General features: G+C 33.8%; 21 protein-coding genes and 1 pseudogene. 4 read left to right on the top strand and 18 right to left on the bottom strand.

Annotated elements, in window-relative coordinates:
* Window positions 1–2: 2 nt before the first annotated feature.
* A complete protein-coding gene (locus tag V7024_RS01605; RefSeq protein ID WP_335514756.1) occupies window positions 3–1,850 on the top strand; it encodes a sensor histidine kinase in 1,848 nt (615 codons plus the stop codon).
* Window positions 1,851–1,987: 137 nt separating this feature from the next.
* On the opposite strand, the gene V7024_RS01600 is transcribed toward V7024_RS01605, so the two are convergent.
* The 6 genes from V7024_RS01600 to V7024_RS01575 form a co-directional block, all read right to left on the bottom strand.
* Window positions 1,988–3,085, bottom strand: coding sequence for an ABC transporter ATP-binding protein (locus V7024_RS01600; RefSeq protein ID WP_335514752.1), 1,098 nt, complete (start codon window positions 3,083–3,085; stop codon window positions 1,988–1,990).
* A gap of 343 nt (window positions 3,086–3,428) precedes the next feature.
* Window positions 3,429–3,977 (bottom strand): hypothetical protein, encoded by a 549-nt coding sequence (locus tag V7024_RS01595; protein ID WP_335514749.1) that lies wholly within the window; start codon window positions 3,975–3,977, stop codon window positions 3,429–3,431.
* 82 nt (window positions 3,978–4,059) lie between these two features.
* Window positions 4,060–5,376: an ABC transporter substrate-binding protein gene (locus V7024_RS01590; protein ID WP_335514746.1), complete on the bottom strand. Its 1,317-nt coding sequence runs from the start codon at window positions 5,374–5,376 to the stop codon at window positions 4,060–4,062.
* 23 nt (window positions 5,377–5,399) lie between these two features.
* Window positions 5,400–6,641, bottom strand: coding sequence for an efflux RND transporter periplasmic adaptor subunit (locus V7024_RS01585; protein ID WP_335514743.1), 1,242 nt, complete (start codon window positions 6,639–6,641; stop codon window positions 5,400–5,402).
* Window positions 6,642–6,692: 51 nt separating this feature from the next.
* Complete coding sequence (locus V7024_RS01580) at window positions 6,693–7,556, bottom strand: carbohydrate ABC transporter permease (RefSeq protein ID WP_335514740.1); 864 nt, start codon at window positions 7,554–7,556, stop codon at window positions 6,693–6,695.
* Between the two features lie 13 nt (window positions 7,557–7,569).
* Window positions 7,570–8,538, bottom strand: coding sequence for a carbohydrate ABC transporter permease (locus V7024_RS01575; protein WP_335514736.1), 969 nt, complete (start codon window positions 8,536–8,538; stop codon window positions 7,570–7,572).
* A gap of 189 nt (window positions 8,539–8,727) precedes the next feature.
* Here V7024_RS01575 and V7024_RS01570 point away from each other — a divergent pair, with 189 nt between their 5' ends.
* Window positions 8,728–8,943 carry a hypothetical protein gene (locus tag V7024_RS01570; RefSeq protein WP_335514761.1) on the top strand — a complete coding sequence of 72 codons (216 nt, stop codon included), beginning with the start codon at window positions 8,728–8,730 and terminating at the stop codon, window positions 8,941–8,943.
* Between the two features lie 70 nt (window positions 8,944–9,013).
* On the opposite strand, the pseudogene V7024_RS01565 reads toward V7024_RS01570, so the two are convergent.
* The 7 genes and pseudogenes from V7024_RS01565 to V7024_RS01535 all read right to left on the bottom strand — a co-directional run.
* A pseudogene (locus V7024_RS01565) lies at window positions 9,014–9,172 on the bottom strand (sporulation protein YhbH); the annotation flags it as partial.
* Window positions 9,173–9,192: 20 nt separating this feature from the next.
* On the bottom strand, window positions 9,193–9,588 hold the full coding sequence (locus V7024_RS01560; RefSeq protein ID WP_335514733.1) for a protein-export chaperone SecB: 396 nt from the start codon (window positions 9,586–9,588) through the stop codon (window positions 9,193–9,195).
* Between the two features lies 1 nt (window position 9,589).
* Window positions 9,590–9,898 carry a hypothetical protein gene (locus V7024_RS01555; RefSeq protein WP_335514730.1) on the bottom strand — a complete coding sequence of 103 codons (309 nt, stop codon included), beginning with the start codon at window positions 9,896–9,898 and terminating at the stop codon, window positions 9,590–9,592.
* Window positions 9,899–9,942: 44 nt separating this feature from the next.
* Window positions 9,943–10,569, bottom strand: coding sequence for a hypothetical protein (locus V7024_RS01550; RefSeq protein ID WP_335514727.1), 627 nt, complete (start codon window positions 10,567–10,569; stop codon window positions 9,943–9,945).
* 403 nt (window positions 10,570–10,972) lie between these two features.
* Entirely contained in the window at window positions 10,973–12,538 is a 1,566-nt protein-coding gene (locus tag V7024_RS01545; RefSeq protein ID WP_335514725.1) for a recombinase family protein, read from the bottom strand.
* Window positions 12,535–13,989, bottom strand: a complete 1,455-nt coding sequence (locus V7024_RS01540) for a recombinase family protein (RefSeq protein ID WP_335514722.1) — start codon at window positions 13,987–13,989, stop codon at window positions 12,535–12,537. The genes V7024_RS01545 and V7024_RS01540 overlap by 4 nt, the downstream gene beginning before the upstream one ends.
* Window positions 13,990–14,044: 55 nt before the next feature.
* The gene (locus V7024_RS01535) at window positions 14,045–14,176 is read right to left on the bottom strand and encodes a hypothetical protein (protein WP_335514719.1); all 132 of its coding nucleotides are present in this window, start codon (window positions 14,174–14,176) and stop codon (window positions 14,045–14,047) included.
* A 40-nt stretch (window positions 14,177–14,216) separates the two neighbouring features.
* On the opposite strand from V7024_RS01535, the gene V7024_RS01530 reads away from it, so the two are divergent.
* Window positions 14,217–14,594 (top strand): helix-turn-helix domain-containing protein, encoded by a 378-nt coding sequence (locus V7024_RS01530; RefSeq protein WP_335514716.1) that lies wholly within the window; start codon window positions 14,217–14,219, stop codon window positions 14,592–14,594.
* A gap of 95 nt (window positions 14,595–14,689) precedes the next feature.
* Here the strand turns inward: V7024_RS01530 and V7024_RS01525 are convergent, their stop codons facing one another.
* Window positions 14,690–14,857 (bottom strand): hypothetical protein, encoded by a 168-nt coding sequence (locus tag V7024_RS01525; RefSeq protein ID WP_335514713.1) that lies wholly within the window; start codon window positions 14,855–14,857, stop codon window positions 14,690–14,692.
* A 123-nt stretch (window positions 14,858–14,980) separates the two neighbouring features.
* On the opposite strand from V7024_RS01525, the gene V7024_RS01520 reads away from it, so the two are divergent.
* Window positions 14,981–16,528 carry a recombinase family protein gene (locus tag V7024_RS01520; RefSeq protein WP_335514759.1) on the top strand — a complete coding sequence of 516 codons (1,548 nt, stop codon included), beginning with the start codon at window positions 14,981–14,983 and terminating at the stop codon, window positions 16,526–16,528.
* Window positions 16,529–16,679: 151 nt separating this feature from the next.
* On the opposite strand, the gene V7024_RS01515 is transcribed toward V7024_RS01520, so the two are convergent.
* From V7024_RS01515 to V7024_RS01500, 4 genes are all read right to left on the bottom strand, one after another.
* Entirely contained in the window at window positions 16,680–17,621 is a 942-nt protein-coding gene (locus V7024_RS01515; protein WP_335514710.1) for an NAD-dependent epimerase/dehydratase family protein, read from the bottom strand.
* Between the two features lie 77 nt (window positions 17,622–17,698).
* Window positions 17,699–18,823, bottom strand: a complete 1,125-nt coding sequence (locus V7024_RS01510) for an NADH:flavin oxidoreductase (protein WP_335514707.1) — start codon at window positions 18,821–18,823, stop codon at window positions 17,699–17,701.
* Window positions 18,824–18,891: 68 nt separating this feature from the next.
* Window positions 18,892–19,590: an ATP/GTP-binding protein gene (locus V7024_RS01505; protein WP_335514704.1), complete on the bottom strand. Its 699-nt coding sequence runs from the start codon at window positions 19,588–19,590 to the stop codon at window positions 18,892–18,894.
* A gap of 52 nt (window positions 19,591–19,642) precedes the next feature.
* Window positions 19,643–20,725: an AvrD family protein gene (locus tag V7024_RS01500; protein ID WP_335514701.1), complete on the bottom strand. Its 1,083-nt coding sequence runs from the start codon at window positions 20,723–20,725 to the stop codon at window positions 19,643–19,645.
* Window positions 20,726–21,150: the final 425 nt, after the last annotated feature.

The following is a 21,150-nucleotide window of genomic DNA, read 5'->3' as shown; positions in this document are numbered from 1 at the left end:
GAATTGTATTAAAATTATTTATGTTAACAACAGTGTTATGTATGTTGATTTTGGCAACCATTTTTGTTGGACAAACGATATTCTTTAAACAATTTTATGCGAATAAAAAAGTGGAAGATATCAAAACAAACATAAAATCTTTTGAAACAGATTATTTAAATAGTGGAGGAAGTTCACAAACCATTCAAAAGTTAGAACAAGATTTTTATCGAGAACATAATACATGGATTACAACATTAGATAGTAATGGGAATTTAAAGAATGTAAATGATTTTTATATAGAAGTAACATTAAATCAGCCTAAAAATAAAGAAACTCAATTCGCTAATTCTACAATTACCATACCGCTGTATAACTTCAAGGTTGCGGACGATCATGCTAGGAATATTTCAAATGAAATATTCCCTTTAGGAGAAACAGTTACTGTGAGCGGTATAGAAAAAAATGCTACATTCATTCCTTTTTCTGTATTCTTTAAAACAGAAACTCCAAATTTGGTAAATACGACATTAGATAAAAAAATAAATGAAATTAGTGAAGAACTTAAAAATAAATATAGTTCTAAAGAGTACTCTGAAAAAGAGAAGCTTGAACATAAAAAAGAACTTGATGAACAAGTACCTCAAAAATATATAGAAGGGAAAATTACAAAGGTTCAACTTTCAGGTGAGAAGGAACAATCGAATTTTATTTATACAAATAACTTGTTTATGGAAAGGATACAAGAGTTTCAGGCAGACTTATTGCTAAATGAAAAGCATACGAACTATGATTCATTACAAGAAATCGATTATGAGCAGAATGATATTAAATATAAGTTAATAATAAAACCGATAAAGGATAAGAGCGGTGCAATAACATACATTTTTTCAATGACTTCGTTGCAGCCAGTTGATGAAGCTGTCCAAATGGTAAAAGAGTATTATGGCTATATTATTGTGTTTGTATTGCTTCTTATTTTTCTAGCTTCTTTTTACTATTCAAAAAAGATTGCAAGGCCCTTATTACAAATAAACAAGACAACCAAGAAAATTGCAAACTTAGATTTCTCGGAAAGGGTTCCAGTCATGTCAAAAGATGAAATTGGTGACTTATCTCAAAATATTAATTTACTCTCAAATACATTACATTCACATATTGAGCAGTTGCAGCGAGACATAGAGAAAGAAAAGCAATTAGAAAATACAAGAAAAGAATTTATTTCAGGAGTATCGCATGAGTTAAAGACACCTCTAAGTATTATGAAAAGTTGTATTTCTATTTTAAAAGATGGTGTTGCAAGTCATAAGAAAGAGTATTACTTTAATGCAATGGAAAAAGAAGTGGATAAGATGGATATGTTGATTGTGGATATGCTTGAGTTAGCAAAATTCGAGTCTGGTACGTATAAAATGCAGATGGATGTTTTTTGCATTGAAAAAGCCATTACGCATATATGTGAACAATTATCTTTGGAGATAACCAAAAAGCAATTACATGTTCACATACATCTTGCTGCAACTGAAGTCATTGCAAATCACCATCGTATGGAACAAGTACTCACAAACTTTATCACGAATGCTATTCGTTACACGCCAGAAAAAGAAAATATTATTATTTCTACAATAGATGAGCCAAGTCGCATAAAAGTTTGTATCGAAAATAAAGGTGCCCATATTGAAGAAGATCAATTAGATAAAATTTGGGATCGTTTTTACCGAGTTGATACAGCTCGTCAACGCTCACAAGGAGGAACAGGTCTTGGACTTGCCATTTCAAAAAATATTTTAGAACTTCATGGAGCAGAGTATGGGGTAAATAATACAGTTGATGGCGTGTTATTTTATTTCTATTTACAGAAAAAAGTGTAGAATCTTTCTACACTTTTTTCATTTATTTTGATAGTATCTTACCTTTTCCTTAACGTAAAGAGAGTAGGTTCATTTGTGTCTAAATGTACATAATCTCCAAAATAATATGGTGAATTCTGGTGCAAAAAGATACTAATTTATTTAATACGTAGTTGTGTTTCAGCATCAAAGAAATGTACTTTGTCCATGTTAAATACAAGTTGCATAGCTTCGCCTGTTTGATAATCATTACGTGTATCTAAACGTGCAATAAAGGATTGATTGTGTAACGTAGCATAAATCATCGATTCAGCTCCAAGCAATTCCGCAACTTCAATTTTTATATTTATAATATTATCAAGTAATGTCTCTAACATACTTGGATTATCATATATATGTTCCGGACGAATACCAAGGATTATGTTTTTATTTTCATAACCTTGTTCACGCAGTGATTCTAATTTTTTTTCTGGAATACTTAGTTTGATATGACCTGAAATAAATTTTCCATTTTCCACTTTCCCCGTCAAGAAATTCATGGCCGGTGAACCAATAAAGCCACCAACAAATACGTTTTCAGGATATTCATATACTTCTTTTGGTGTACCAACTTGTTGTATCCGTCCGTCTTTCATAACCACAAGGCGCGTTGCCATTGTCATTGCCTCTGTTTGATCATGCGTCACATAAATAGTTGTTGTTTGTAAGCGATGATGCAGTTTTGAAATTTCAGAGCGCATGGTAACACGTAGTTTTGCATCTAGATTTGATAATGGCTCATCCATTAAAAATACTTTTGCATCACGCACAATCGCGCGCCCTAAAGCAACACGTTGTCTCTGACCACCGGATAACGCGTTTGGTTTCCGCTTTAAAAGTTCTTCTAATCCAAGAATTTTTGCTGCGTCTTGAACATGACGCTCGATTTCATCTTTTGGTAACTTACGAATTTTCAAGCCAAATGCCATATTATCATACACAGTCATATGAGGATAAAGGGCATAATTTTGGAAAACCATTGCGATGTCACGATCCTTTGGTGGTACGTCATTCACATATTTTTCGTCAATGTATAAATCTCCTTGTGAAATGTCCTCTAATCCAGCAATCATACGCAAAGTGGTCGACTTACCACATCCAGAAGGACCAACAAATACTATAAATTCTTTGTCTTGAATATAAAGATTAAAATCCTCTACCGCTGGCACGTTATTGTCATATATTTTATAAATATTTTTTAATACTACTTCTGTCATGTTTTACCTCCCGCAATAAAAAAGCTATATATGTTTTTATCATTTTTGTTTTCCTTTAACTTTTAAAGATGTAGTGTGAATTCAAAATTTACGTATTCTTGTTGAACCTCACAAGCTTTTTCTCACCTATCCGAACGAACAATATTACTTTAGAAACTCTATTGGATAGATTTAGAGGACCAGTCTGTATTTCAAGCCATGAGACAAGTATAGGAAACTGGAAAAATTTCTTGGGCTCAAAAAGTAGAATAAGAGAAACCGCCGTCCAATTTTGTGCAGTTTCTCTTATTTGTCATGAATTTCTATGAAACAATATCCTCGTTGTCACCATATATGGCATGGTTTATTGAGTTTTAAGATCTGGGTACTTCATCTCAAACATTTTCTGGGTCTCCTTAATTTTCTTTTCATCAATTTCCTTTACATAATTGTTGAACTCTTCAAGAGTATAATCCTTACTTCCGTTAGACGATTCTTTAAATAGAACCTCTTTACTATCTGGATTCACATCAAACGTCCAATGTTCTAACAAAGTTCCTTCAAACGTCACTTTATAGTATTCTTTCTCATTTTTATTTGTTGAATTTGAATTTGGTTTTGTAACTTTTACTGTTAATGACTTTGCGTATTTCGAGTGTTTTTTTTCTAATTGAAAGAAAGTTTTTAGTTCAGGGACCGAGTTAAACAATCCGTCAACAATTTTTTGATCTTCTTTTGAAAGTGTGTCTTCTATAGAGAGTTTGGTTTCCTCAACAGCTGATTTTTCGGAAGGTGATTCCATTTTTTCTGCACTTGTATTTTGAGCAACAGATTTCACCGGCTTCTCATCATCTTTGTTACTACATGCAACCATACCAGTTAGCAATATGCTACTACATAACGTCAAAATCATTTTATTCCTCTTCAATTCTAATCCCCACTTTACTAGTTATTTTTGCTTTAATTGCTACTACCTGTCGTGAATTATATATAGCTTATTCGTTTATATATGTCGTCACTCGATTTTGAATCAGCGCTGCCACATCCTTAGCTGATTTTTGACCACTAAAGTAAGACTTGGACTCCTCAGCAATAATGGATTCAATTTTAGTACTTTGTGGGCTCTGGACGCTTATTTCAGCAACCATTTTCTCTAATCCTTGTATATCACTCTCAGTAACGTTAATAGAACCAGCTGGACCCTCAAGTTTTCCTTTTTCCTTCAATGTTTTGATTTGTTGTTCATATACAGCTTTATTAATTGGAAATCCATTCCCTTTACTTTGAACCTCATCAGACATTAAAAACTTAAGAAAATTCCATGCTTCCTTTTTAACCGGAGATTTCGCATTTATACCTACTGTTGTGTTCGGTGTAAAAGCAACTCCCTTTTTCTGTCCAGCTATATGTGGTTTTTGATATATTTTTGCCCCTGTTATACCTAAGGTAGCACCTACACTGAAATAATCTTCTACCGACATAATCGGCGTCGGAACAAAGTATGCTTCTCCTAAACTCACAGAATCTGCAGTGACTATTCTCTCTTCATACATCTTCTTTACATTTTCCAGCATCTGTACAAATAAATCAGACTGGAACTTTGCTTGTCCACTTGCTTTATCTACTAACTCACTGTAATGATCTTGCACCAGAAATTGCAGCATTTGTTCCGGAGGAGTATTTCCAATAACATTTTTATGTGTTCCCTTGCTTGCTAATTCTTTTCCGACGCTTGTGAACTCACTCCAAGTCCACTCTTTGTCATCCACTTTTACTCCAGATTGTTGTATCGCTGTATCGTCCCCAAGCAGTCCACTTAACCAAAAAGATAATGGAATACCGTAAAGTTTTTCACCTGTTTTCGAATTATCTAAAATGTTATTAAAATATTGATTTTTATCAAAAGATTTATCCTGTTCCATCATTTTACTCAAATCTGTAAGCAAGCCTTTCTTCCCATACTTGTCCGCAGGCAAACCGTCTAGTACAATCACATCGGCTCCTTTACCCGATAAAAATTCTGTATTCACCTTACTAATAATTTTCTCAGCAGAGGTCTCGTCTGTCTTTGATCCTTCTGTCTTTGATCCATTTTCCGGAAAAGCTCCTTTTATCTGGATGTCAATTTTAGGATTCTTTTGCTCATATAGTTTCTCTGCCTGTTTTAAGGACTCCGTAGCACCTAAAGTTGACACTTCGACTATCGTTTTTCCATCTTTTGTTTTTCTTTCTCCTTTGCTATCACTATTTCCACAAGCTGCCATGCAGCTGATTGATAGACTTGCTACTAGCATCATACAAACCTTTTTCATTTTAGATTCTCTCCTTATTTTTGTTATTTTACCTTTACTCGTTCGCCTTTTTTCAAAGGCTCACTGCTTTCTAAAACAATTTGATCTTTCTCATATACTCCTTCTAACACGACTGTTTCTTGCCCGTTGGATTCACCAACAGTAATAGGAGACTCTTCTATATAAAAGGCATTACTTAAAGGTCCTTTTTTTTCTTCTATTGTATAGACAAATGTTCTCTGTCCTACCTTCTTAATCACCTTATTTGGTATAAGCACGCCGTTAGTCAATTGTTTAGTCAGTGTAGCTTCCACCTGCTCCCCTTTTTTAAGCTCTTCTCCTTGTACTTTTACAAGAATACGTTTCTGTGGTTGTGGAGTTGCTGGTGTTTGTTCCTCTCGCTGTTCACCTTGTTCCTTCGGTCTCTCATTTTCATTACTTGCTATATTTTGAATCTCCACAAGTTCACCTTCTAAGGATTTAGCATTTCTTTTCATCTCTATCTTGTCTCCAACCTTCAAGTGCGTGGCCAAATCAGAAGGTACTTGTAATTCAACTTTAAGGCCTTTACTCTCATCAGAGAGAATTACATCACCTTCATCTCTCGTAGAAAGTTGATCTTTCTTTGTATTTATTTTTGTAACAACTCCATCAAAGGGGGCAATTAGGTTCTTGCTCTTTTCCAATTCTTCTTTTAAATTTTTAATTTTTCTTTCTTGAACACTAATCTCAATTTTTTTGCTCTCCACAGCTGTTTTGAGACTTTGTATACTTGTCTCACTTATCCCCCCATTTGGTTGATTATTTGATTTGTTTTCTTGTTGATTATCCTGTTGATTATTTGGTTGATCATTTGATCTGTTTTCTTGTTGATTTTTTTTTGCTTCATTATAATTCGCTTGAGCGTCATTCAGTGCTAACTTATTAATTTGAAGAGTTGCTTCTTCATCAAGAATCTCTTGTTCACTCTTTTTACTATCGTATGTCACTAATAATTGGTTTTTTTTGACACGGTCTCCTTCCTTTACATGCACCTCCTTCACTTTCGCCTCTACGCTACTATTACTTAACTTCGCCTCTTCCTGTGGCAGCAACTCGCCATTACCTGTAAATGTTTGTGTAAGCTGATCATTTCTTGGCTTATCTGTAGTAACCTTTGGCAAATTCCAATTCGCTAGCGTATTGCTAAAGAGTGTAAGGATAATTAAGAGTCCTATAAATAAACTGGAAATGATTTTGATATTCCGTTTTTTTCTTGCTACTACTTGTTCGTTTGTATCTTCCATTTTGTTCCCCCTAAAATCTTTCCGAAAGAAAGCTTATATGATAAGTTTTCGTTATTCTTTCACACCTGATAATTGAATTCCTTTGATAAAGTAGGACTGAGTATATAAAAACAACAGAATCATTGGGGTCATATACAGGATAGAAGCAGAAAATCCAACACCACGTGCACCTTCATTAATTTTTGATAAATAGAGTGATAATGGATATTTGGATTCATCATTCAGAAAAATAAGCGGCTGTTCGATCATATTCCAATAATCCGCAAATAATAAGACAATAAGAGCAGCAATTCCAGGACGAATAAGAGGAAGAATAATCTTAAAAAAGATTGTAATATGGCCAGCTCCATCCATCTTAGCCGCTTCTATATACGCATCCGGGATATGCAACATGAACTGCCGGAGCATAAATACACCGAATGCTCCAAAGATTCCTGGAAGAATAATAGACGCTGTACTGTTTAATATTCCAAGTTTATCCGCCATGATATAATTTGGTACCAGTGTAACTTGGAATGGCATGAGCATTGTCAAAAGATAAACTATAAACAACTTGTCTCTTCCTCGAAATTGAATCTTGGCAAAGACATAGGCTGCAAACGATGCAACGATTACTTGACCTACTATTATCGGTACAACCATGAATACTGAGTTCCAAAACATTTTTAGGAACGTTGGATTTTTCACTAATACCGTTCCATACTGTTCAAATGACACTAAATCTGGGATTAATTTTAAATTAACGAACGGTGTATCCTTTTCCACTTTTCCAATCGAATCATAATTGTATCCAATCTCATGCTCAGTCATGAATGAATTAGTCAAGGTAAATACGATTGGAAATAACATCATGACCGCTAATATAGTCAAAAATAGCGTTAACATCCATTTACGAAATACATTTTCTTTTTTCATCTGCTTTTCCCACCTAATTCATAAACTTTCGAAAACGACGTTCTATTGCAAACAATACGAATACAATGATAGAAATAACCCCCACCATCAACGTGGCAGCCGCTGTCAACTTTTGAATATCAAGCGACACGAACATATTGTTCATATAATGCTGCATCATATACAAACTGTCATGCGGATAACTTCCAGCAATCAAGTATGTTTCCCGAAAGACTTTAAACGAATTAATAATCGACATTAATATGACAAAGAACATTGTTGGTGTTAAATAAATGAGTGTAATATTAAAAAATGTATGTATACGACCTGCACCTTCAATTTCTGCAGTTTCGTAATACTCTTTTGGGATATTTTGCAAGGCGGCCAAGAATAAAATAATGTTGTACCCGATGTTTTTCCATAGATATACGATTGACAAAACAAAAATTGCCCAATTTGATTTCATCCAATCAACTCGTTCAAACCCCATGTTGTGCATCCATGCGTTAAACGTGCCGTTCCAATCGAATAAAATTTGCCAGAGCATGACAATAGAAACCACAGGAACGACAAGTGGTAATACAAACGCACTTCGTAACCAATTTTGAATATATACATTTTGATTCAAACAAAGTGCCAGTAATAAGGAGATAATGATGATGAGTGGTACACTCACTGCGGTAAACCAAAACGTATTCGTTGCTGCTTTGAGAAAAGAAGCACTGCCCAGCAGTTCTTTATAATTGGCTAAACCGACAAAAGAACCATCAGTTGTGCCATCCATTAACGAATAGATCATTCCCATTACAAATGGAATCAGATAAAAAATCGAAAAACCAATTGCACTTGGTAGAAGAAAAAAAAATGCTATACTTGTATCCTTTTGCATAAAATCCCGAAATTTTATTGGGGATTTTTTTTGATCTTGAAGTTTATTTAATGATCGATGGCTGCGATCAAAAAAAACATTCCAAATATATGATCGACTTTTGTTTATTTTCATAAGTGGATCCCTCTTTTTTGTTTGTCTATTTTCATAAATACCTCTTACAAGTATGTAGTGTAATAGACATAGATGCAGATGAAATGCAGATAAAATAAAGAAATAAGGGATTTTAGTTCCGATGCCTTTTTTTTCCGCTATTTGTGGGCAGTAAAAGCCCGATTGGTGAGAGCTTTCCATCAGTGGGGGATGAAGAAAACCCCCACTGATGGAAGTTTCACTTTATTGTACAAGGGGTATGTCGAAGGTTTAGAAGCAGGTAGAAAAATGCAGAAAAAATTAGGTAGACCAACATTAGAAAAAGATAAACTCTCAATTGCATTACGTATGTATGATAGTCAGGAATCCCCCATTAAAGAAATAGTAGAAAGAACTGGATTTCAATTGTTAACTAATAATCAGTGAAGCAAACATGCTACAAAAATTTATTAAAGACTAAGTAGTTACAAGCAAAAAACCCCCTACACTTAGGGGGTCAAGCCATCTTCTCCGCCGATTCTTCTCTAAAAAAGCTCTTCATCGCATGAAACACATCAGCTTTTTGTTTTAAAATATAATAGCGAAACTTCTCATCTTTTACGTTTTTATATGCTGACATGAGTGTACTGTGGCGGTTGTACTGGTTGAGTTCTCCATCATATACCCTTAATGTTGTTACTGGTTGAACATAGCAGCTATATTCATCGTTGGTAAAATAATTGGGGAAGAAGTGCCTTTGCTCGTAATTTCCGAAACAATACTTCTTAGATATGGATATAAGATAGCTATTGCATTCACTTTATAAAGCATGTCTATTTGTTCCTCATCATCTTCATCAAACACTTCAAATTCTCCCGCTATCGTCACGGAAACATAAATAGATGAATCCTCTAGCGTTTCATCACCAATATGAAAGGTTAAAGATACAATCGCCTGTTTTGGATCTTCGCTATTTTTCTGGATATTATAGCTGAAATCGGGACTAAGATTTTCTTCCTCTGCATTATAAGGATTAAATTTATAGCTCATATTCATTACATGGTAATCTTTAAATTGTAACTTTGCTAACATATTAAGCCACCACTTTACTATCTGTATTATTTTTGATGAAAAATGAAGCTTGAGAAGCTATATCCACTGTAACTTTCGTTTTTTTAGCAAACGTTACTGTTTTATTTAAGCTCTCCCATTTCAATTCATTATTTCTTAAAAACTCCAATTCATCTTGTGTATAAAATAAGTCAATCGTATCTTTAGATGTCACTTTCTTTCTACCATTGTCACCCTCAATGAAGAATCCACCCTCATTCTCTTCTACTTCCCGAACATCTAATCCCATCGCCTTAGCAAGTTCTAACATTTTCTCCTTATCATTTTTCATTATAAAACACTCCAATTTATATAATAAATGAAATACTGATTAATTTAATTAAGTAAACGCGGTTTCGTATTTGATTTCTTTTTAACAATTAAGTTGACTTTTTCCACTCGAGAAATTTGTGTGTCCTTAATCGTGCTTAAATTCCTAATACAAATTTGCTCTCCGTTAAGCAATAATTTCATATGTGTTAACTGTTTACTACTATCATACTTTTTAGATGGAACATGAAATGTTCTCTTAATAACATAATACTTATCCGGCAGTAAATTCATAAAATAATGTCTTTGCTGATTTTCATTTTGAAAAGTAATTTGAAGATTACTCTCTTTTATTTCCTTCTCTTTTTGCTTTAAGTGTCGTTCAAATATATCTAATCCATCTCTTGAATCCATATTTAAGTAATTGTCATTATTTACGTTGATAAAAGACCGAATAACCACAGCCGATTTCCCATTTAATTCCGGAACCCTCTTAACTTTATTTTGTGCCCAAAATAAAGCTTGTTTCTCATCTTCTCTAAAGAAATAAACGCCATTTCCAAGCCAATGATCATCTCTGTTATCATAAAGAATTTTAAATCCATTAGCTGAAATATCTATAGCAGATTCCTCGTCTGTGCCATGATAACCATAAAATTGATGCAAAATATTGTTATTAATTTCCCCAAACATCGCTTTCATCCTAGCATTTTGAATTGTATATGTTATATCTTATAGCTTACTTATTACTAATTCAATAAATACAGTTTAAAATCCTGTCAAACACCTTAACAATATTATCCATTAAACCATCTTCATCCCAATTACCGAGTTATCTTTATTTTTCCTCTTTACCTCTCACCCAATCACCGAACACGTTTATTTCTCCAAATCACTGTCCATAATAATAAACAAGGACAAACCCTTTATCCTTAAGATACAAACTCTTTCTCAAGAGTATCAAACTCGGTGATTAGGTAGATGTGGTATACCACTCCCTCTTAATCACCGAGTAGCAAAAGAATTTTCATCTACAGTTCAACCCAAATACCGATACATCAATAACGAAAAAACAGCCACCAATGTGATAGCTGTTTTACAAAATCAAGCTGATTTGATTTTTTACATCCCGCTTTGAAAAATCGGTTCGTAACTGTAATGAAATATCATATTCGTTACGCTTTTTATTTTCTTTAATGGATACAGATTGAATGAGAGGTAATAAAAATCGTCTTTTATCCATATCGCTTATTTCTTGAATCTTGACATCATCTTGAAATACTTCATTCAAAGTATGTAACCATGTTTCTTTGCTTTTCTCGACTTTTTCTTTGAGGGTGATTTGCTGTTTAAAGTCATTGATTTGCTGTGTGACTCCATCTAGTTTTCGCTGTATATCCAAGCGATAAATTGCTAAGGACTTCAAAAAACGTTTATCATCGTTATTTTTCATACGCTGTTTGAGCTCTTCTGTAATATTGTGAAGTTTGATGGTGTAGTTTTCGAAGAGACGTTGATGCTTTTGAATATTGTTATTTAATTCTTGTATCTCATACTGAATTTTTTGTTCTATCGCATGATACACATTATGAAATCCACTTATTTTCACATCAGTAAGTGTTTGATTCACTACTTTATCATGGAGGAGGTCTGCATCTATTCTTAATTTGCAGTTAGAACAGAAATAAATTTTCCCTCCATATTTTTTATTTGTAGAACTTACTGTTTGTTGATTCTTTGTTTTCATTAGTTCCTGACACTTTTCACAAGAAAGCAACCCTTGCAGAAGAAAACTTGTTTTGTAATGTTTAGGAACCATGTTGCCATTACGTTTTTCTGAATAAATACGCCAACATGCTTCCCATGTCGTTCGTGAAATAATTGGTTTTACATAGTGGTTTGGTGCTTCAATCCAAATATCCCTTGCATTTCGCTTTCCATCTGTTTGTCGTCGCCATGATAATAAACCACAAAAAGGATTAAGTACAATCGCCTTTACATTCTCTTTCCCCCAATCTTTTCCGCGGAGGGAACCGTTAGGGAGTGTATTAGCAATATACTGAAACCCATGACCATTTACATATAAATTGAAGATTTCTTTTACATAGCAAAGCTCTTCAGTGTGTTCAATAAATTGCTCACTATTCTTATCATATGTGTAACCAAATGGCGGCTTACCACCAAGCCATTTCCCTTGTTTTGCTTTGTTTTCTAGACCTGATCGTGTTCTAGCGATAATGGTGTCAACTTCATATTTAGTAAAACCATCTTCCATAAGTTGCACAATCAAGTCAGCATCAGTATTGTACACACTCTCGGTTGAACTAATAATGATGGGAATATCTAGTGTCTTCATGACAATACGTATCGTTTGATGCTCAAGAGGATCTCTGGCCAAACGATCACTTTTATAAACAATAACAAAAGCAAATTCTTTTCTTTTTGCCGCTTCGAACATATTTTCAAGTTCTTTCCTACTTGTAATTTTATTTTTACGAGCAGAAACAGCCTTATCAAGAAAAGAATGAGTATGAATGCAATCATATTTGCGAATCACTTCCATAACGGAATTCAATTGCATATCCATATCTTGTTTATCCGTAGAATGACGGCCATAAAAAGCAGCCTTCATATTTGGTTGTAATATATGAGAAAGCTTCATGATGTTAACACCTCTTGAGTACGTAAGAATGGGTGTTTAAAAACAATTTCGCAGTTCTTTCCGTCGGTTTTAACTTGTTGTATTAAATCTTGAAAAAAGGAACCTAACTGTCGATTCTCCTTTATCTCGTCATAGGACAACGACATAGAGAATTGATAATTACTTATCTTTTCACGTAATTGCTTTACATCACTTAATTCCTGTATTACCTGTTCTTTTTGTTTCTTATATTTTTCCAGCTCATCATACAGCGCCATAATTTCGATTTCTTTCTGTTCCTTATAAGGTGCATCAATTTCGTGATACCACGTATCTACTTTTGTAATTAGCCTTTCATTCATAAACTGGATTTTCTCTTCAATGGTTTGTATTTTCTGTTTTACTTGTTTCTTAGCATTCTGTTCATATCGATCAAATAATTCATGGAAATGAGAAGTGAGTAGGCTATGAAAATATTCTTTGCAGCGTTCAAAAGCTAATGGTTCGATTGTACCCTTAAAAACGTAAATTGAAGAATGGTTTAAACATTTATATTTTAAATTTTCTTTTCTCCTAGCCTTTACTTTTTGTAATGATTCATTACATTTCGAACAAATTAGTAAATCTTGCAATGGAAATAATACTTGTTCGAATACATAATCTTGATGAGTCTTTTGGGGAGATAAAACGGTGACAATACTATATGCTTTTTCCCATGTATTCTTATCAATAATGGAAAGTCTTTCATATTTACTAGTAACATCTTCACCAAAAATATTCATAGTACGCAGTCCAATATATGTCGGGTTTAATGCAATTTTTCTTATATCAGCCAAAGTCCAAGACTTACCGTTTTCCTTCACGCCTAATACACTACAAAGTTCTTTCAAGGATTCATATTTTCCTGATACAAGTTCTTGATAAATCCTTTTAACAGTTTGTACTTGTTCATCAACCAATTCAATTTCTTTCGTTTCTTTATTCCATTTGAAACCATACGGAAGACGTCCTGGGTTTTTACCACTTTGGAAATTTGACTTTAATGTTTGCTTTAAACGTTCAATAATTTGTTCAACTTCACGCTGAGCCATACCTGCCATAATTAATTCTAGATATTCACCAATTGATGTGTAGTACACTGGCGGCTCATTCGGTGCAGTTAAAATAACATTTATTTTCTTGTTTCTTAGTATTTGATAAATTTCATAATACTCCATCACATTTCGAGCTAGTCGATCTCGCTTAAATAAGAATAAGGTTCCGACATCGTTATTGTTGATATCTTGTAGTAATTTTTGCAATGCTGGACGCTTTTTTAAACTGACTTTTCGGGCTGATACCGCTTCATCAATATACTCTTCATCGATAATCAATGCCATATCAATGGAGCGAGTAAGAACTGAATTTTGTTGCATTTCGATTGAGTTTTCCTGAGAATCAATTGAACTTCTATAATATGCAACGGTCTTCAATTCAGGACCTCCTCTCATGATGTTCTCTTTACACTGTATGTATCAAAAATAGCGACTAGTCCTTATTAATTGCTTTAACTAATTCTGTTTCAACAATCTTGATATACGCTTCAAACCATTTTTGAGCTGATTCTGGATCATGAACATAACTTACTGATGTAATTGTAATTTTCTTTTGCTTATTCATTTTATGTATTCCTTTCAATAAATCCGTGGAGGTTAGTCTTATGATAAATGAAATTGGTAAACACATTCGTACACTACGTACTCAAAAAGGCATTGGACTAAACACCTTTGCAAAACAGCTTGGTGTATCACCAGCTTATTTAAGTAATCTTGAAACAGGAAAGACGGATACCATTCAACTTTCATTATTACAAAAGCTACAAGATGAGCTTCACCTCATTACAATAGAGAATTCATCCTTAACCCTAGATGAAACAAAATATAGAATTGCTCGCGCAAGCACCCTATTACATAACTTGATACAACAGGATAAAGCACTTGGATATTACTTATTAGAAACTTTAGAGAAAGGTATTGATCTATCTCAAGCTTCACCTATCCTCCATAACAATGATCAAGATTATTATTTACAGAACTAAAAAAGCTATTCACAATAAAAAACAATTATTTATGTTGATGAATAATTTAACGCAAAAAAGAAGAGCATACCTCTTAAGAAAAGAGAATGCTCTTTTTATTTTTCATCTTCTTGGCAACTTACTGCGGCTTCAACTATAGATCTTAAAATTGGATTTTTCTTTTTCCACTCTTGTTGAAACCATTCTTTTTGTTCTTGTTTTTCCATTGATGCAAGTGGTGAATGAATAATGACTTTTGTATTACCAAATTGAAATTCTTTCATCATATCCCCCCCTTGCATTATATGTATGCGAGACAGAAAAAAAGACGAACTATCATTTTCATAGGACAAGTTAGCCATACATATCTATAACAATAATAAGAGACAAGCTGGTAGGTGAAACAAATGTATCGTCCAGAAGAACTTGATGTATTCATCTATTTACGTAAAAGCCGAAAAGATCTTGAGGAAGAAAAAAAAGCGCTGGAACATGGACAACATTATGATACACTTGAACGTCATCGGACTCAGTTATTAGAACTCGCTCAGAAAGAACATCATAATATTATTGATATTTTTGAAGAAGTTGTTTCTGGTGAATATATATCTGAAAGACCTATAATGCAAGGGCTACTTCGTGAAGTAGAAGCAGGTATTGCTGATGCTGTATTAGTAATGGATTTAGATCGCCTTGGTCGCGGCGATATGGTGGATCAAGGAACAATTTATCGTGTATTTCGTTATTCAGAAACATTCATTATTACACCAACAGAAGTTATTAATCCAAATGATGAAAATCAAGAGTTAACCTTTAGTATAAAATCTTTAATTGCACGAGAAGAATTAAAAACAATTGTCAAACGAATGCAACGTGGTAGAAGAGCTTCTGCAAAAGAAGGAAAATCCATCTCTCGTGTTCCACCTTATGGATACTTACGAGATAATAACTTAAAACTTTATCCTGATCCTGAAAAAAGCTGGGTAATACCAAAAATTTTCGAATTAATGGCAAGTGGAACGGGTAGACAGGCAATTGCTCAAGAATTAGATAGGCTAGGGATCGCCCCTCCCGAAGGTGAATATTGGAACCCCTCAACCATCTCGTCTATTACAAAGAATGAAGTATACCTTGGTCACATTATTTGGGGAAAGATACGTTATATCAAACAAAATGGGAAATATATTCGAAAGAAAGTGCCGAAAGAAAGATGGCAACGACACGATCATGCTCATCCTTCGCTTGTATCAGAAGAATTATTTCAAAAGGCTAATACAGCCCATAGTAAACGCTGGCGGCCACCAACAATCAAAACAAAAAAGCTTTCCAATCCATTGGCAGGCATCTTATTATGTGAACTATGCGGTCATTCCATGCTTTATCAACCTCGAAAAGATCGGCCTAATCCTCAAGTGCGCTGTGTACAGCCATCCTGTAAAGGAGTTCAAAAAGGGGCCGCTTTGGCACTTGTTGAACAGCGCATACTTGATGGATTAAAACAAATTATTGAAAGCTTTGAGATACAAGAGAACATGGTACAAAAAAAGAAAACGATGAATAACGTTAATATGCAAAAAAAGGCTTTAGAAAAGAAAGAACAACAAATGAATGATTTGCAAAAGCAAAAAAATAAACTCCATGATTTACTGGAGAATGGTGTATACGATATTGAAACTTTTTTAGATCGGCAGAAATCCATTGTGATCCGTTTAAAAACTACCCAAGAAGAAATTGAACAACTTGAGTATGAAATTAATCATGTATTAGAAAGAGAAAAACATATACATGCGTTTGTTCCCAAAATTAAAAATGTATTAGAAGCATACCATGCAACTGTAGATATAAAGAAGAAAAATCTTCTTCTAAAATCAGTACTTGAAAAAGTAACATATTTACGAAAGAAAACCTGGACAAAGAAGGATGCATTTATAATCAATTTATATACTAAAATATAAAAAGACATTTAATATTAAACGCCTTTTTACAATAACTTCCCTAATTTTATACGTATATCTTTTTTCACAATCTGCACTGTACACAAAATAAAAAAGAAGGCGATTATCGACTTATACGTAGATGATTACCTTCTTTTTCATTTAAAAAGTTTTATCCTAATTGAACAGGAAGATTTTCTAAATCTCTAACCGCATTTTCTAAAGTTTCTGTTAGCGAATACTTTGTGGAAAAACCACATTTTTTTATTTTATCATCATTCCAAACTCTATTCATTGTTAAGCTATTCACTTCAAATGGTGATAAGACTGTTAAGGCTACTTCTTTGGGAAGTGCAGTAACATTTGCAATTCTTCCAGTAACTTTATCTACCTCATTTTTTAATTCGGTCCATGTTGTATCAAACCCTTTAAGTACGAAGATACCATTACCCTGTGTAGACTTTTTGTACGTTCCGAGCCAAACCATAGCTCGTCCAATATCACGTGTATCAACAAGAGATACCCTAGCATTCCCTCCATCTACGATAACGTAATTATCATTTTTATGTGAGGAGAAAAAGTTTGAGAAAAACGATGCACGATCTCTGGAACCAATTGTACTTGCTGGACGTAAAATGAAAGTTTCAATTCCATATTTCTTTCCTAATTCTTCTACTATCTTTTCTCTTTTAATTTCTATCTCTTGTATTGGATACTCCACTTGTGGAATATATGATTCATCCATAGGATCCTGAGTTTGGAAATCATATACCATGATTGTACTTAACTGTATAAATCTAAGAGCTTTAGCAAGAGCCGCTTGTTCAATAAGCGTTCTTGTTAAATTTATTTCCACTTCAGCATCTAAACTGCTCTTTGTACTTACTTTAGCTGCAGCCGTGCAATTATAAACTACTTCATGCCCTTCGATAGTTTCCTTAATAGCAGCTGTATTAGAAAAATCAATCCTAACAGTATTTACACCTAAACTATCTAAAAATCTTGTATCACTTGTTTCTCTTGCAGCTACTGTAACAGTATGCCCACTCAAAATTAATTGTTCAACAACATGACTTCCAATAAAACCTGTACCTCCAAATACAATCGCTTTCATATATATCCTCCTCTAATATTCTTTATTAATCAAATACACAAAAATATGATTATCTATATACAGTTAATATGTACTCACTATACTAATGTTTTCAATGCTTCAACATTAAAAGGTACAAGTTCTTCAATTCTACCAGTTTGAATCTTTGCTACCCACTCTGAATCAGCTAATAAAGCACGACCTACCGCAACCATATCAAAATCGTCTCTCTCAAACATCTCAATTAACTTATCAATACTTGCATTGTTTGCACCCTTACCATCTATAAAGGCAGTTAAAAACTCATCGTCAAGACCAACTGAACCAACAGTAATAGATGGTTTTCCAGTTAATTTTTTAGCCCATCCAGCAAGATTAAGATCGGAACCTTCAAATTCGGGTTCCCAGAACCGACGAGTAGAACAATGAAAAACATCAACACCAGCTTCCACTAAAGGAGTTAGGAACTGGTTAAGCTGATCAGGCGTCGAAGCCAATTTAGCAGTAAAGTCTTGTATCTTCCATTGTGAAATACGTAATATTATCGGAAAATCAGGCCCTACTTTTTCTCTACAAGCCTTAATAATTTCAGCTGCAAACCGAGTACGAGAAATGATGTCTCCACCGTATTGATCAGTACGATGATTAGTACCTTCCCAAAAAAATTGGTCTAGTAAATAACCGTGCGCGCCGTGAAGTTCAATGCCATCAAACCCAATACGTTGGGCATCCTCTGCTGCCTGCGCGAAAGCATCGATTACTGCTTTAATCTCTGAATGAGTCATAGGCTCGGTTACCTTAATTCCTTGTGCAGACAAACCAGATGGGCCTACTGGTAATGCTTCTTTATTTGGTAAATCACCGATTTTCCGGTCCATTCCAACATGCCAAAGTTGAGGAATAATCTTACCACCAGCTTCATGGACTGCATTTACTACTTTAGACCATCCATCTAAAGCATCTTCTCCATAAAATCGTGGAACATTAGGATCACTTGATGATGCTGGATGATTAATTACTGTACCTTCTGTTATAATTAGCCCTACACCATTCTTTGCTCGAGAGCGGTAATAATTTACAACATCCTGTCCTGGCACTCCATCGATTGCGAATCCTCGTTTCATAGGTGCCATAACAATTCGGTTAGGAACAGTTAAATTTCCTATTTTTAATGGCTTAAATAATGGTAGAGCAGATTTAGAAATTAGTAACCCGTTCTTCATAGAATTACCTCCACTTTGTTCAGATACATAGGCTTATTTATCCTTAGGGAAAATAAATTCTATAATCTCTATGCTTGAACACTTTGTTCTTCTACTTCAATTTCTGTTTGCATTTGGCTAGTTTCTTCAATTGCTAATTCAATTGCCTTTTTAATATCCATTACAGGTGAAAACCCATAAATTTTCATTATCTTTTCTAGTCTTTCTTCAATGGTTCCTGATACAATGTGATACTTAATGTCAAGTTCTTCTAGCGTACTGATTAACAGCTCATCAGATAATTTTCTGAAACGTTCAGATACAGGACGATGCCCATCTTCAACCAAAGGAAATTCTACTGGTAGATGAATGAATTCATCATAAGTTCGTTTTGCATGCTGTTTCATTACAGCACCCATATTATCAATAACTTCCTCAAAAAAGCGCATGCTTTCAGTTTTTTCAACATTCATATCTTCAGAATCGTTTGGATTAATTCCAACATTTATTCTTACTTTACCGTAAACCCATTCATGAATTGAAGAACCATCAGATATGAAACCATTTGGCAAATGGCTTTCATGGACTGCACGCTCACCATAACGAATCATTCCTAGTCGAAAAAGTTCCGGTGCGGTGCAGTCCTCTAATCTTTTTCCTGGTAATGCATCTGGTAAAATCTCACGCATAGTTTTTGCATGTGTACGAGGAATTCCAGTTAAGTGTGCCAATGCAAGTGTTGTAGTGGTTTTTCCTGAAGAATATGTACCTGATATCGCTAATTTCATTAATATTACACCTCATTTATTTTTATAATTATTTATTAATCTACAAAGTTAATTATTTCTGTAATTGCAGCCTACTTTTATCTTTCTCCCCACTTCTTTCACAATCTTCGAAGTGTTCGTAATTTCCCCATTCATTAACTGGTAATTCATGTGCTACGTAATATCTCAAATCAAAGTCTTTAAATGTCCCTGTCAACTCTGATGTTCTCCATATATCCCCTTTTATTTTCAATAATTTACTTTGAGCCACTTGTGTTGATGCAATAAAAGGGGTACATGATTCATTAGGATTTTTTCTTTCAATGATTACTTGTCTCATCCAGAGAGTATTACTTTTAGAACGATGAATATTATCCAATGTATATAGTAACGCTTGTCCCAATTGAGCAACGCTTGTCATACAATCAATTGCTGAAAGGGACGAACGATAATATGCTTCCAAACCTTCATTTACTAATTCTTCATCTTCAGACTGTTCAATAGTAATCAAAGCTTCTGCCCTTTGAGTTTTAGTGTCTATCACAACGTCCTCTATAATTTGTTTTCGAAGTTTATATCCAGTACCAAAATACCTACTTACAGATGTTCCTAAAATTTCTTCTATATTTGAAAAAAAGGCACCTTCAGTTTGTCTCTCTCCCATTTCATGTTCAATTTCACAACGAACCTTAATTGTACCAACTTTTGATTCAAATATAGAAATATACCCGTATAAAGAACCAATAACATTTTTAGTCTCTAAATGACGTGTTTCAATAGTGAAATCTGTTAAATCTTCTTGTGGAGTTGAACCAGCTTTCATAACAAAACGACGAAGCCACATCTTTTTTCTCTGATTTTCATCTAACCCATACATATGATTAAGATATACCTCATTCATTTGAACAGCTAGTACCAGTGCATCGATAGTACTAAGGTGAGGTTTCAAATCTGTATCTTCAGTTTTTTTCGACCAACTACTCGGATAGAAAACATTTGCTTTGGCTGTTACATACCCTTGGCCATTTTCATTAATGTCGACATTAATTGTACCAACTTGATGCAATACCTTTTTGAAACCCGCACTAAAGAAACGTTGATCGCCCTCCCCCAATATGTCATCAATAGAGTTAAAATAAACATTTTGTGTTGACATACATTCGAACTCTCCTTTTATTAGCTTTGTTATATTTCCATATATCGCAAATGAAATATCAGGTGTAAAAGCCATGAAATGAAGACATTTCCATCTGCACAATTCGCAATAATCACATGAAAAAAGATTGGATTCGGTATCTTCATAAACATCTGTATAAAATCTTGTAGGATATTAAGTTTTTTTATACAGAGATTAATTATAAATATCCTTAAATTTCATTAAACTTTTATAAATATAGATTGATCTTCATATAACACCACCCTAATTCTTCTCTTTTTTAACAGGAAGTACCAGGAAGTTTTTTCCTGCTTAGTCCCTAATGGGATTATATGTTAATAAAATATAATCCGTCAATAAATTTTGAATATTTCATTTTTTGGAATTATCATTCTTGTAGGATATACCCCTGATATATATACATA

This window comes from Bacillus sp. JJ864 (assembly GCF_036963045.1).
Taxonomy (GTDB): domain Bacteria; phylum Bacillota; class Bacilli; order Bacillales; family Bacillaceae_G; genus Bacillus_A; species Bacillus_A pseudomycoides_C.
Note: the sequence above shows the minus strand (reverse complement) of the source record. Positions and strands in the feature narration are given on the sequence as shown.